The 13149-nt window shown below is 38.6% G+C and carries 12 protein-coding genes; 9 read left to right on the top strand and 3 right to left on the bottom strand.

The genetic code is table 11. The annotated features are described in order from the left end of the window. Nucleotides 1-60 precede the first annotated feature (60 nt). Nucleotides 61-1155, bottom strand: a complete 1095-nt coding sequence (locus V7137_RS07300) for an AI-2E family transporter (protein ID WP_335697468.1) — start codon at nt 1153-1155, stop codon at nt 61-63. A gap of 186 nt (nt 1156-1341) precedes the next feature. Between V7137_RS07300 and V7137_RS07295 the strand changes: the two genes are divergently transcribed. From V7137_RS07295 to V7137_RS07265, 7 genes are all read left to right on the top strand, one after another. Beyond that, nucleotides 1342-2013, top strand: a complete 672-nt coding sequence (locus V7137_RS07295; protein ID WP_335697467.1) for a Yip1 family protein — start codon at nt 1342-1344, stop codon at nt 2011-2013. Continuing rightward, nucleotides 2013-3137 carry an efflux RND transporter periplasmic adaptor subunit gene (locus tag V7137_RS07290; protein ID WP_335697466.1) on the top strand — a complete coding sequence of 375 codons (1125 nt, stop codon included), beginning with the start codon at nt 2013-2015 and terminating at the stop codon, nt 3135-3137. The genes V7137_RS07295 and V7137_RS07290 overlap by 1 nt, the downstream gene beginning before the upstream one ends. Then, nucleotides 3134-3826 (top strand): ABC transporter ATP-binding protein, encoded by a 693-nt coding sequence (locus V7137_RS07285; protein ID WP_335697465.1) that lies wholly within the window; start codon nt 3134-3136, stop codon nt 3824-3826. The genes V7137_RS07290 and V7137_RS07285 overlap by 4 nt, the downstream gene beginning before the upstream one ends. Next, nucleotides 3823-5016: an ABC transporter permease gene (locus tag V7137_RS07280; protein WP_335697464.1), complete on the top strand. Its 1194-nt coding sequence runs from the start codon at nt 3823-3825 to the stop codon at nt 5014-5016. Before V7137_RS07285 ends, V7137_RS07280 begins: the two co-directional genes overlap by 4 nt. A gap of 184 nt (nt 5017-5200) precedes the next feature. Next, nucleotides 5201-6364 (top strand): tryptophan synthase subunit beta, encoded by a 1164-nt coding sequence (gene trpB, locus V7137_RS07275; protein ID WP_335697463.1) that lies wholly within the window; start codon nt 5201-5203, stop codon nt 6362-6364. Between the two features lie 66 nt (nt 6365-6430). After that, on the top strand, nt 6431-7309 hold the full coding sequence (locus V7137_RS07270; protein ID WP_335697462.1) for a GNAT family N-acetyltransferase: 879 nt from the start codon (nt 6431-6433) through the stop codon (nt 7307-7309). 173 nt (nt 7310-7482) lie between these two features. Continuing rightward, entirely contained in the window at nt 7483-8103 is a 621-nt protein-coding gene (locus V7137_RS07265; protein ID WP_335697461.1) for a YitT family protein, read from the top strand. Between the two features lie 333 nt (nt 8104-8436). Here the strand turns inward: V7137_RS07265 and V7137_RS07260 are convergent, their stop codons facing one another. Both V7137_RS07260 and V7137_RS07255 read right to left on the bottom strand, forming a co-directional pair. Next, a complete protein-coding gene (locus tag V7137_RS07260; protein ID WP_335697460.1) occupies nt 8437-9240 on the bottom strand; it encodes an alpha/beta fold hydrolase in 804 nt (267 codons plus the stop codon). 97 nt (nt 9241-9337) lie between these two features. Next, nucleotides 9338-10117, bottom strand: coding sequence for an alpha/beta fold hydrolase (locus V7137_RS07255; RefSeq protein WP_335697459.1), 780 nt, complete (start codon nt 10115-10117; stop codon nt 9338-9340). 575 nt (nt 10118-10692) lie between these two features. On the opposite strand from V7137_RS07255, the gene V7137_RS07250 reads away from it, so the two are divergent. Both V7137_RS07250 and V7137_RS07245 read left to right on the top strand, forming a co-directional pair. Further along, the gene (locus V7137_RS07250; protein ID WP_335697458.1) at nt 10693-12327 is read left to right on the top strand and encodes a long-chain-fatty-acid--CoA ligase; all 1635 of its coding nucleotides are present in this window, start codon (nt 10693-10695) and stop codon (nt 12325-12327) included. An 18-nt stretch (nt 12328-12345) separates the two neighbouring features. Next, nucleotides 12346-13125 carry an SDR family oxidoreductase gene (locus tag V7137_RS07245; RefSeq protein ID WP_335697457.1) on the top strand — a complete coding sequence of 260 codons (780 nt, stop codon included), beginning with the start codon at nt 12346-12348 and terminating at the stop codon, nt 13123-13125. Nucleotides 13126-13149: the final 24 nt, after the last annotated feature.

The following is a 13149-nucleotide window of genomic DNA, read 5'->3' as shown; positions in this document are numbered from 1 at the left end:
TAGGAGAAATTTCTCCTAACCGTTTTTGCATTCCATCTGTTTTTTATTGGATACCTATGCCTAGTTTGATAGGGTGGCCCTTTTTCGAGCCTGTAGAAACTTTATTACATTTAAAACAATCGTTTTAACTACAGCATAAAACGGTACTGCTAAAACCATCCCCAAGATTCCAGCTAAATTTCCTGCAGCGAGCAGGACAATAATAATTGTGGCTGGATGGGTATCAAGTGATTTTCCAAGGATGAGCGGAGATAATACATTACTCTCAACTTGCTGGGCAATAACGATAATCAGAACTACTAATAAAGCCTTCGTCGGTGAATCAAATAAAGCAATAATCACAGCAGGTGCACCGCCGAGAATAGGGCCCACATAAGGAATGATGTTGGTAAACGCGACAAGTAATGCCATAACTAGAGCAAATGGCAAATCAATAATTAGATAACCAACAAAAGCAAGAATCCCTACTGACAGGGCCACAATAACTTGTCCTTGAATATAAGAGGAAAGTGTTTCACCTGTCTCTTTCAACATAAGCAACCCTGCTTCTCTATATGTTACAGGAAGGAATTTAGTTACAGCCTTTGGGAATTTATGTCCGTCCTTAAACATATAGAATAATAAAAAGGGAACAGTCGCTAGAATGACCGCAATATTAGCAAACACTCCAAGGATATTCGAAATACCGCCAGTGACTCGGTCAGGTAAGGTATTTGCATAGGCAATCAGTTTTTGTTTCCCAGTTTCCAATAAATCATTTTGTTCTTCTATGATCCATTTAAATTCAGAACTTCGAGATACCTTATCAAAATACTGCAAGGTCTTGTTGGTGTAATCAGGAAGTGCATTCGCAAGTGCGTTAAACTGATTCGTGATGGCAGGAACCAAGCTGCCAATGGCTAATACAAGAATGCCAATAAATACTACATAAATAATAAGGATGGCAAGAATTCTTGGCACTTTTTGGCGCTGAAGAAAATTAACAATTGGGTTTAATAAGAAAAATAAAAACCCAGTAATCAGAATTGGGAAAAAAAGAGTAGAAAAAAAGATACCAATTGGCATAAATAAAAATGAAATTTTGGTTGACACAAAGATGATCGTTAATATCAATAGGATCTGGATTAACCCGTATTGGAATTTTCTTTTTGACATTATTTTCCCCTTTTTTCAATTAGTATAACTAAAATTATATCAAATACTTGGAATAGAAGACAAATAATAGTATTTTTTTGTTGTTAGGCACCACAATCATACATTGAAAAAAATGAAACTTTCGACTTATTTTATCGTATACTTAATAGGAATATTTTACATATGTGGAAAGAAGGGGTGTTGAATATGGAATTGCAAAAAGAAGTAAAAACGATGAATGAGAGTCCAAAGTTATTGGGAATGTTTACGAGTCCGGGTGTACAGTTTGAACGGATTAAGCAAAGTCCGAAAGTTTGGGTACCACTATTTATTATTAGTATCCTCTATGTAATTGGAATGGCCTTTATGGCGCTATCTATGGACGCAAATACTTTAATTGAACAGGGAGTGCCGGAAGATCAAGTTGATTTGGTGTTAACCATTACAAAGGTAACAGTAGCTGTTACAGGCATCATTGCGCCTATTATTGGTGTTTTAATTAGCAGTGCTATTCAATTAGCAATTGCCAAAATGGCTAGTTCCACTGTTTCTTTTAAACAATTACTTTCTATGAATACTTTTATCATGATTATCGGGGCAGCAGGTCTTATCTTGAATATGGGAATTAGGTATGCCATCGGCGGGGATCCAGAAATATATATTACTAGTTTAGCAGGTCTTCTCAATCAGGAAAAAGCAGGAGTTTTAGGCTCTATAGAGGTTTTTGGAATCTGGTCCGCAGTATTAACTGCACTAGGACTTCATAAAACAGCTCAACTTTCTAAAGGTCTTGCATGGACGGTTGCGATCATTTTCTTCCTCATTAGTATTGGCTTTGCTTTGGTCGGTACCCTATTACAAGGAGCGCCGAAGTTATAATGAAAAAGAAAACATGGATTACCCTAGGTATAATTAGTTTGATTATCATAATGATTTCTGTAAGTGTCTACCGGCAGGTTCTGGCAAAGGGACCTGCCGTTAAAACGACAGAAATCAGCGAAGAGGAAATCTCCTCCCTGTTGATGATTCCAGGTACAGTGAAACTTCCAGAAGAACAAATTGTGTATGCGACTCCAGACAAAGGCGAAATCAAGAAACTGCTAGTCAAGGAGGGCCAGACAGTCAAGAAAGGAACGGTTTTGGCCAAACTTGTAAATCCGCAGCTTGAGTTGGAAATTGAGCAAAATAAATTAGCGGTCGAATCAGCTAATTTAAAAATAAACCAAATCGAAAAGAAACTAGAGCAACTCGAGGACAAAGAAAAGACCTTAAGTGAGCAGGTTGGTAAAAAGGAAGCCCAAAAACAGCTTTCCCCTGAATTTGACCAACTTGAGATGGAAAAAAAGTTAGCGGACATCGAACTTAAGCAAACAGAACTTCAAAAAGATTTAATTAGCACGCGTCAGGAAGATTTAGAGATTAAGAGTATAATCTCTGGTATTGTTTTAGCAGCGAAAAAGCCTGCTGCATCATCGATGGAAGCAGCAAACGAGCCTATTATACATATTGGTAAGCTAGAAGGAATGACTGTCTCTGGACTACTGTCAGAATACGATACCCTTAAAGTTAGTAAGGGACAAAGAGTGTTGATCAAATCAGATGCCGTTCCTGGAAAAGAGTGGCAAGGTGAAATTACTAAGACTGCTATTTTGCCAGAACAGAACCAAGCAAACTTGCAAAATGGTTCCCAGGCTGTTCAGTATCCTGTAACAGTAAAGATTTCCGGTGATACAACCACACTAAAACCAGGTTTCCAAGTCATTATGGAGATTGAAACTGACAAAAAAACAGCGATGGTCCTGCCGCTCGATGCGTTATTTGATGATGGAGATAAGCCCTATGTATATCTTGTCAAGGATGGAAAAACACAAAAGCAGAATGTTAAAACCGGCATTACATCAGGTAAGAAAATAGAAATCCTTGAAGGTGTTTCAAAAGGAGACAAAGTCATCGTGAATGGACCTGACAAATTAAAGGATGGGCTGGAAGTGACAGTTAAATGATCCAGTTAGAGTCCATTACAAGATCATTTTTGTTGGGAAAAGAAAGTGTACCAGTCTTAAATGGAATCAGTTTAACCATCCATGAAGGTGAATTTGCTGCCATTATGGGTCCATCTGGATCAGGAAAATCAACCTTAATGAATATTATCGGCTGTTTGGACAAACCGACTGATGGAGAGTATTATCTTGGCGGGGAAAATGTGTCGCATTATAATGACAAGGAATTGGCACGGGTTAGAAATCAGTCGATTGGTTTTGTCTTTCAGCAGTTTCATTTGCTCCCTCGCTTGACGGCGTTAAAAAATGTAGAATTACCGATGATTTATGCAGGCATTTCAAAAAAAGAGCGCCAGGCCCGTGCGGAAGAAGCATTAAAGAAAGTTGGTCTCGCTGACCGAATGCACCATCTCCCTAATGCCTTATCTGGGGGACAAAAGCAACGTGTTGCCATTGCGAGAGCAATTGTTAATACACCCAAAATTATCTTAGCGGATGAACCAACAGGTGCCCTTGATTCGAAAACAAGCAAGGACATTATGGAACAATTTAGAGAACTTAATGATGAAGACGTGACTATAATTATCGTTACCCATGAATCAGAAGTAGCAGAATACGCAAACAGAACGATTCTGGTTAGAGATGGAATGATTCAGTGTCCTTCTGATGGTGTGAGGGGGCCAGCCATATGAGTTTTATGGAGAATCTTTTTATGGCGTTAAGTTCCTTAAAAGCCCATAAGATGCGGAGTATTCTTACGATGCTTGGGATCATTATTGGGGTGGGGGCTGTCATTATTGTAGTGGCCATTGGACAAGGTGGAGAAGCGATGCTGAAATCACAAATTACTGGTCCAGGGAATACGATTGAGTTATTTTATCAGCCCTCCGATGAAGAAATTCGCGCAAACCCTAATATATTTCAGCAAGCTCCATTCAAACAGGAGGATATTAGGGCGCTTGAGCAAATTGCGGAAATTAAAAGTGTGGTAGCATCAAGCACCAAATTGTCGTCTGTTAAATTTCAGAAGGATCACGTGGATGCATCTACAACGGGTGTTAATCAGGCCTATATTAAATTAAATAAGCTGAAGGTTGCCAAAGGGCGGAATTTTTCAGCATCTGATTTTCTTGGTGGCCGACGCGCTGCGTTAGTCAGTAACAAATTGCAAGAGGAACTCTTTAAAGGGAAAAATCCTGTCGGACGGGTTGTTATGGTTGGCAATCAACCCATCGAGATCATTGGGGTCTTAGAAAAACCAACCGGACTTCTTTCGTTTGGATCCATGGAGGTTTATATACCTTTCCAAACTTGGAAAACCATATACGGAAGCAGTGATTTTACCCAGGTAACCTTGCAAGCAGCGTCTGCTGAACAGCTGCAGGTTGCAGGTAAAAAGGCTGCTAAGTTATTAAATAATCTGCATAATACGGAAAAATCCTACCAAGTCATCAATATGGAAGAAATAGCTCAAGGTGTGGGACAAATTACAAAAATCATGACCTTAATTATTGGGAGTATAGCTGGAATCTCCTTATTTGTTGGTGGAATTGGTGTTATGAATATCATGCTCGTTTCCGTAACCGAAAGAACAAGGGAAATTGGGATCCGTATGGCACTAGGGGCTACTCGTGGACAGGTGCTGACTCAATTTTTAATAGAATCAATGACACTTACTCTCATTGGCGGTATCCTCGGAATTTTACTTGGCTGGGGAACGTCGACAGTAGTCAGTTTCTTTGCCGGCTGGCCATCCTTAGTATCTTGGCAAGTCGTGTTAGGCGGAGTGTTGTTTTCAATGGTAATTGGTGTGGTCTTTGGTCTACTGCCGGCAAATAAGGCCTCAAAACTTGATCCAATTGATTCACTACGATATGAATAAGGAATTGTTTTTTTAGGATTCAGTGAAAAAGAAGTCTACACGGTGTGTGTAGGCTTTTTTCTATTAGGATAAAGAGATAAGGTTTGCAGAAAGTGGACAGTATGATAAAATAATTTAAGGAATATTCAGTCAATTGTGATGGTACCTGGTTCAAAATAATAGTTTTAAAGGAGTCGAGATGAGCATGGAGAGACTAAGTGTGGAAAGTAAGGGTTATTTTGGAGAGTTTGGAGGAAGTTTTGTTCCTGAGGATTTGCAACTAGTAATGAACGAATTAGAAGAGCAATTTTATCGTTATAAAGATGACCCGGAATTCATTGCGGAATTCAACTATTATTTAAAGGAATATATAGGCAGGGAGAATCCATTAACGTTTGCAGAAAATTTAACCAAGCAAAATCAAGGGGCAAAAATTTATCTGAAACGAGAAGATTTAAACCATACTGGCGCACACAAAATTAATAATGCAATCGGCCAAATTCTTTTAGCAAAACGAATGGGTGCAAAGCGAATTATCGCGGAAACGGGAGCTGGACAACACGGTGTGGCAACTGCAACAGCATGCGCCATGTTTGGAATGGAATGCATTATTTATATGGGTAAATTGGATACGGAACGCCAAGCGCTCAATGTCTTCCGAATGGAATTATTGGGTGCAAAAGTTGTACCTGTTGAAAAAGGCCAGGGCCGCTTAAAGGATGCTGTTGACGAAGCCTTGGGTGACTTAGTGCAAAACTATAAAAATACCTTTTATTTATTAGGTTCGGCTGTAGGACCACATCCATATCCATCGATGGTCAAACATTTCCAGGCGATTATTAGTGAGGAATCAAAGCGCCAGATTCTTGAAAAGGAAGGAAAACTGCCAACAGCAGTGATTGCCTGTGCGGGAGGAGGAAGTAATGCTATTGGTGCTTTTGCCCAATATATTGACGAAAAAAATGTGCGCTTAATTGGGGTTGAACCAGCTGAAGCTCCAACACTGACTGAAGGGGTTCCAGCCGTGATTCATGGCTTTAGATGTTTAACGTTATTGGATGAAAACGGAAATCCCAAACCGACGTACTCGATTGCGGCAGGGCTAGACTATCCTGGTGTGGGTCCTGAGCACAGCTATTTGAAAACAAGCGGGCGCGCCGAGTATGTATCAGTTACCGGGCAAGAAGCACTAGAGGCATTTCAATTGCTCTGCAAGACGGAAGGAATAATCCCAGCGTTAGAAAGTTCTCATGCCGTAGCATATGCTATAAAGCTTGCTAAAGAATTATCTAACGATGATGTGCTAATTGTTAACTTATCAGGACGCGGCGATAAAGATGTTGAACAAGTATTTAAGATGCTAAAATAGCAATAAAATATAGAAGGACAAGTCGATAGAGACTCGTCCTTTTGAATTTTAACTTGGAGGAGTCCGTTGAAAACGTTGTCATTTATCAAAAACTATCAAGATAACATGGGATTAAGGGGAAGTTTTAATCAGTTGGCCCTAAATACCTTTGGAATCGAGTTTGAAAATTGGTACCAAAATGGATATTGGACAGAGAAGTATATGCCGTATTCATTTGTTGATCATAATCAAGTGGTTGCCAATGTATCTGTAAATCTATTAAATTTGGTAATAAATGCTGAGGAAAAACAAGCAATCCAATTAGGTACTGTCATGACACATCCTAATTATCGAAATAAGGGTTTATCCAGACGGTTGATGGAAATGGTGTTAGACGATTATCAACATATCGATATAGTCTATTTGTTTGCCAATCAAACTGTATTGGACTATTATCCGAAATTCGGATTTCATGCTACTGATGAAGTGCAATATATATTGGACTATAGCCACCATCCTGCATATCCCTCTGAAATGAAAAAATTAGATGCTCGGAATCCAGTGGATTTAACATTCATCTATAATTTAGCAAAGAATCGAAAGGTCATTTCGAATATATTCGGAACCTCAAGTAGTGAGGAACTTCTGATGTTTTATTGTACGATGGTTTTTAGTCAGGACCTTTACTATCTTGAGAATGAAAATGCACTGGTTATCTTTCAATTGGATGGTGATCGTTTACATCTTTATGACGTAATCAGTCATGAGAAGGTAAACATTCAAACAGTCTTGAGCACGATTGTCCCACCTAAGGTCAAGAAAGTAATTTTCCATTTTCATCCCGATGAACAAGAGTTATCATTTGAAAAGCAGCTTTATAAAACCAACAATGTTCTTTTTATTAAGAATTTAACCAACGTCCCTTTTCCAAATGAATTTAAACATCCGCTTACTGCACAGGCGTGATGGTGACTGACACCATTTAAATATTGACTTTTAGAAAAGAGCTCTCGTACAAATAACCATTTGTAATGGGGTTCTTTTTTTATTGTATTGGGGAGGAGAGCATGTTTCAGATTTACTTGAATATAATTTAACTAAATCTAATTACGTATTTTGGTGATAAAAAGGGGACAAGTATGCATAGGTATAGGATAAAATTTTATATTGACTTAAGTAGATCTGGTGTAAGTCCTTTTTATAAACGGTTAGGGTTTATTTTTTTAGGTGCTACACTTGTATCCTTATCCTTACAATTATTTTTGGTGAAAAATCATGTGATTGATGGAGGAATCATTGGGATTAGTATCCTGCTTGCACATATTACCCAGCAAGAAATAGGATTATTTTTGTTAATATTAAACACTCCTTTTTTCTTACTTGCCTATACATTTCTGGGAAAAAGGTTTCTCCTCCTCAGCCTCTTTGCCATTCTTATTCTATCCTTTGAAACCTATTTATTAGATTCTCTTCCTGTCATTACCTCCAATCCAGTTCTAGTTATTGTCCTTGGCGGAATTAGTTTAGGTCTGGGGGTCGGGATCACCATTCGATTCGGTGGATGTTTTGATGGGACAGAAGTGTTAGCTATTATGTTAAGTAAACGTTCTTCTTTCTCAATCGGGCAGATTATCCTGTTATTTAACGTATTGATTTTCGGGAGTTCGATTTTCATTTTTGGGTTAAGTGAAGCCGTATTCTCCTTAGCAACATTTCTAATAGCATTTAGAACGATTGATCTTTCAATTCAGGTAAACTAATTTGCTGCTCGTTTTCTCCTTTGGACATTCTTAAGGAAGGTTATACACTCTCTGTGGAAGAAGTTATTCAGTTTGCAAATGGTAATTTAGCACCGAACAAGGCGTCAAAAGAGGTCGAAATCCTTGTCGAATTACCAAAATGATCGGTGGGAAAATGGCTTAGGAGAGTCCTACAAGATGAAGAGATAGCTAAGGTAAAAGTTTAACTGTCAGTAAGTATAATTTGAAAGATATTTTTTCTTTTTTTGAAGGCATCTCTTTGATAAGCAGATATAAGAAACGATGTGAAAATGCCCGTTCAACACTTGAACGGGCATTTTTTTATGAAAAAAACTATTGGTTTTTTAAGAAATATAGCACTTTTTCATTTACCAACTCATTTGCTTCTGTTACATAAATATGACCAGCACCTTGAATGGTCAAAAATTCAGCATTTGGAATTTTTTCAGCTAAATTAATCCCATTTTGATAGGGAACCAACTTATCGGCATCGCCGTGGATAACCAAGGCGGGCACTTGGATTTGGTCTATCTCGTTGGACGTATCATGGGCTAAACAGGCCTGGAGCTGAAGTATATAGGCATAAGGAAGAACAGGTATCTCGATTCTTCTTTGTATGTCCTCTGCTACTAATTCTCGTTGATTTTCTATAAATGCTTGACTATATAGGATTGGAGCGGTGGCCCAAGCCATTTCTTCTGGTGTTGCAATGGATGAGCCCCTTGAAAGCATTAGCATCGAGACTTCTGCACTCGGTTGGACATGATTTGCTCCGCCAGAGGTTGTACAACCTAAGATAAGCGATCGGACTCGTGAAGGATACGTAAGGGCTAATCTTTGTGCGATCATTCCACCCATGGAAATCCCATATACATGGGCTGAGTCTACGCCGGCTGTATCCAAGACGCACCTTGCATCTTCAGCCATTTGTTCAATCGAGTAGGGAGTATTAGGTTTGTCACTGAGACCTGTACCACGATTATCAAAAATAATAACTTTAAAGTGCTCACTTAGAGCAGGGAGTGTCCTAAACCAAGATTTTGAGTTCAGTGATAACCCCATAATTAAAAGTAGAGGTTCCCCTTCTCCGTGAACCTCATAATAAAGATTTATACCATTCTCAGTAGTATGTGGCATTTGCAGCAATCCTCCTTTTTAAAGATAACGGTAAATTATATGATAATATGCCTAAGTAAAGAACATAGAAGAAGGGAGGAAAGAATCCGCCCCCTCTCTAACTGGCTTTTGAGTGTTTCTTCAAAAAATTGCGTAGAATTCTATTAAATGCATCTTTTTGTTCTAATTTTGCAATATGGCCAGTATTCCTCATGATGACAAATTCAGAATGGCGGATTTTTTTATGCATAAGTAGTTGTATCCATACAGGAATGACTGAATCATATTGTGAGCCCATGATTAACGTCGGGACTTTAATTTTAGGTAGCAGTTTCAAATTATTCACTTCAAAACAGGCTTTAACAGATTTTAGAAATACATCATCATTAGGGTTGTGAAATTTAAGGAAGTCTTCATATACTTTTCCCTTCCAGGAAGTAAGTGAAATACGTGCGGCCGTGGTTTTGGAGATACTTGGGGTTCTTGAAAGCGACCGTACCTTGCGATAGTTTATGATTAAATTAGCTAGATGCTTTGGAATAAAATGAAAGGTACTTACCAGCATGAGCGTTCGACACATTTGAGGTGCTTGACGGTAGATTTCCTGCGCCACCATTCCGCCCATCGATAAACCACAGATGTGAGCGCTTTCGATATTGAGATCATTTAATTGATTAATAATGTCACGGGCAAAGTGCGGGATAGAAATTTTATCATTTGTAATATGCTCACCATGACCTCGTAAATCAGGGATAATCAAGTCATACTGATCCGCAAATTCAAATTGATTGTGCCAGCCCTCCTTTACCTCTCCTAGACCATGAATAAAAACCAAAGGTTCCCCATCACCAAACCGCAAGTAAGGAATGTCAGAGCAACTAATAGAAACTCTACTCAAATATACCCCTCCTATTTGCTATATATCATATAAGGGCTTTCTACAATTTGTAAAGTATTAATTTTTATAAAATTCAGAATAATACAAAAGAATTATTTTTTGTGTCCCTTATGTATGGACAAGTGTCTTTCTTTGGTGCCTGACACCAAAAATGACACCAAGAATTGCACTGAAAAGTATTATAGGGGAATACTAATTTCTTTGTTTATGGATCTTTTGGAAGTGGTGGGATGAATGGTTTTTTCGGTTGTTATTTACAAATTACACCATTTCGCTACAAGGTAACTGAAAAAATATTCCGACAATTTTCGTCAATATTCACATAATTGTGTAAATTTTTCGAAAACTGTTACTTGATGTATAAAGGTTTGTTTTCGTTATATTCAACAGATAGGGATTTTTGTAGAATTTTGTCGAAAGAGGAAGGTTTACAAAGTTCTATTTTACTACAATAATCGTAACTATATTAATATTCTAATTAATGATTATTGATGACCACTTCGAAGCATTTGCAGCTATTTATAAATGGAATATTTACTATTAGACTTTAAAAATCTTGAGGAGGCATCGTAGTAATGGTTTATCAGCAAAAACCGTGGTTAAAAATTTATGATCCAAGAATTAATGAGCATGTAAACATTGAGCACAATTCACTTTATGATTTTTTACATGGTTCAGTAAAACGTTATAATAGTAATCCTGCATTCACCTTTTACGGAAAAGTTTGGACCTATAATGATACAAAACTGATCACCGATAAATTTGCTGCAGCCCTACATAGGGCAGGATTTACTAAGGGTGACCGTCTGTCTATAATGCTTCCTAATTCCCCTCATTACATTTTCACGCTATTCGGTACTTTTCGACTAGGTGGAATAGCTGTTCAAGTTAATCCAATGTATGTAGAAAGAGAAATAGAACACGTTTTAAATGATTCTGGCTCGGAATACATAGTCGCATTCGATGCATTTTATCCAAAAATAAAAGAATTGCAATCCAATACATCCTTAAAAAAGGTTATCGTAGTAAGTTTCGGTGGAACGAGAGTTGATCTTGCTGCTGGCGACCAATATTTTGATGAATTTTTACATGAGGACGTAACTATCCCAGAGGTCGAGATTGACCAATACGAGGACGTAGCCCTTTTACAATATACTGGTGGGACAACAGGTGTATCTAAAGGTGTCATGCTCACTCATCGCAACTTACTAGCCAATTTCAACCAAGTTTGTGATTTTGCCTATAATGCTTGTGATAATAAACCGGAAAACTTAAAAATGATTACTGTCCTGCCAATGTTCCATGTATATGGATTATCTAGTGTGGCGCTATGTGGAATTAGGGAGGGGGCTAATCAAATCGTCTTACCTCGTTTTGATGTTAAAGAGGTAATGGATACGATTAACCGTGAAAAGCCGTTCCAAATGTCAGCGGTTCCAACCATGTATTTTGCATTAAATAGCCAGCCAGATTTAGATAAATGTAGTTTTAATGAAATGTATTACTTAAGCAGCGGCGGTGCGCCACTACCCGTAGAACAAGTAAAAATGTTTGAAAAGAAAACAGGTGCAAGGTTACTGGATGGGTATGGCCTTTCTGAAACAGCACCAACAGCCATCTTTAGTCCGCCATTTGTACCGAGGAAATATGGAAGTGTTGGAATACCAGTCCAAAGTACAATTGCCAGAATTGTCCATCAGACCCCGGATGGGTATATCGATGCGCCTGTTGGAGAAGAAGGCGAGTTAATAATCCAAGGTCCACAGGTCATGAAAGGGTATTGGAACCGCCCAGAAGATACGGCCGAAGTAATAAAAGACGGCTGGCTGTTTACAGGAGATATCGCAAAAATGGATGAAGAAGGATACTTTTATATCGTAGATCGGAAAAAGGATATGATCATTGCGAGCGGCTACAATGTATATCCTAGTGAAATCGAGGATGTGCTTTATAAACTCGAAGGAATCGAAGAGGTGCTTGTTATTGGAGTTCCGGATTCCTATCGTGGGGAAACAGTAAAGGCATTTGTCAAATTGAAAGATGGATATGCCATTACAGAAGAGGATATCAAACAGTTTGGCAAAGAAAACCTTGCCCCATATAAGGCGCCAAAAGAAGTAGAAATACGTACTGATTTGCCTAAATCTTCAGTTGGAAAACTACTTCGACGCGTATTAAGAGACCAAGAAAAATTAAAAGTAGAAGCTTAAAAGAGAGGGAGAAAAACCGTGTATATTCAAGAGCTTTTTAGTTTAAAAGGCAAAACAGCCATTATTACCGGCGGAGGAAGAGGCTTAGGCCAGCAAATTGCGGTCGCCTATGCAGAAGCTGGGGCAAATGTGGTCGTGTGTTCAAGAAATCTAGATGCCTGCCAACAATTGACAGAAGCCTTGCAGGAAAAAGGAGTTCGAGCCCTTGCCCTGAAATGTGATGTAGCCAATCGAAACGAAATCCAGTCTGTTGTCGATGAAACCATGCTAGAATTTGGCCGGATCGATATATTGGTTAATAACAGTGGTACCAGCTGGGGTGCACCTGCTTTAGAAATGCCTGAAGATAAATGGGATAAAGTAATGGATATCAACCTAAAGGCTGTTTTCTTATTTTCTCAAGCTGTTGGAAAAATTATGGTTGAGCAAAAATCAGGTAAGATAATTAATATTGCCTCCATCGCAGGTATCGGAGGGCAAGACCCATTGGTAATGGATGCGATTGGTTATTCCGCAAGTAAAGGTGCAGTCATTACCTTAACGAAGGATTTAGCTGTGAAACTGGCTCCATATAATGTCCATGTCAATGCCATCGCTCCAGGGTTTTTCCCTACTAAAATGGCAAATGCGATTCTAGATTACTCAGGTGAAAAAATTCTCGAACGAACACCTGCAGGACGCTTTGGGTCCGATAATGATATGAAAGGCCCAGCACTTTTCTTAGCTTCAGATGCTTCTAATTATGTATACGGCCATGTACTAGTTGTTGACGGCGGCACAACTGCCGGTGTACAGTAAAATAAAAGATACTGACCAGTTAGT

The sequence above is a fragment of the Neobacillus drentensis genome (assembly GCF_036962765.1).
GTDB classification, from domain to species: domain Bacteria; phylum Bacillota; class Bacilli; order Bacillales; family Cytobacillaceae; genus Neobacillus; species Neobacillus drentensis_C.
This window is presented reverse-complemented; position numbering and strand designations above follow the sequence as displayed.

What these genes read in the sequence shown, in the direction of transcription:
- V7137_RS07300 (WP_335697468.1), bottom strand. Translation starts at nt 1,155, where the DNA reads ATGTCAAAAAGAAAATTCCAATACGGGTTAATCCAGATCCTATTGATA.
- V7137_RS07295 (WP_335697467.1), top strand. Translation starts at nt 1,342, where the DNA reads ATGGAATTGCAAAAAGAAGTAAAAACGATGAATGAGAGTCCAAAGTTA.
- trpB (WP_335697463.1), top strand. Translation starts at nt 5,201, where the DNA reads ATGGAGAGACTAAGTGTGGAAAGTAAGGGTTATTTTGGAGAGTTTGGA.
- V7137_RS07285 (WP_335697465.1), top strand. Translation starts at nt 3,134, where the DNA reads ATGATCCAGTTAGAGTCCATTACAAGATCATTTTTGTTGGGAAAAGAA.
- V7137_RS07280 (WP_335697464.1), top strand. Translation starts at nt 3,823, where the DNA reads ATGAGTTTTATGGAGAATCTTTTTATGGCGTTAAGTTCCTTAAAAGCC.
- V7137_RS07250 (WP_335697458.1), top strand. Translation starts at nt 10,693, where the DNA reads ATGGTTTATCAGCAAAAACCGTGGTTAAAAATTTATGATCCAAGAATT.
- V7137_RS07290 (WP_335697466.1), top strand. Translation starts at nt 2,013, where the DNA reads ATGAAAAAGAAAACATGGATTACCCTAGGTATAATTAGTTTGATTATC.
- V7137_RS07260 (WP_335697460.1), bottom strand. Translation starts at nt 9,240, where the DNA reads ATGCCACATACTACTGAGAATGGTATAAATCTTTATTATGAGGTTCAC.
- V7137_RS07265 (WP_335697461.1), top strand. Translation starts at nt 7,483, where the DNA reads ATGCATAGGTATAGGATAAAATTTTATATTGACTTAAGTAGATCTGGT.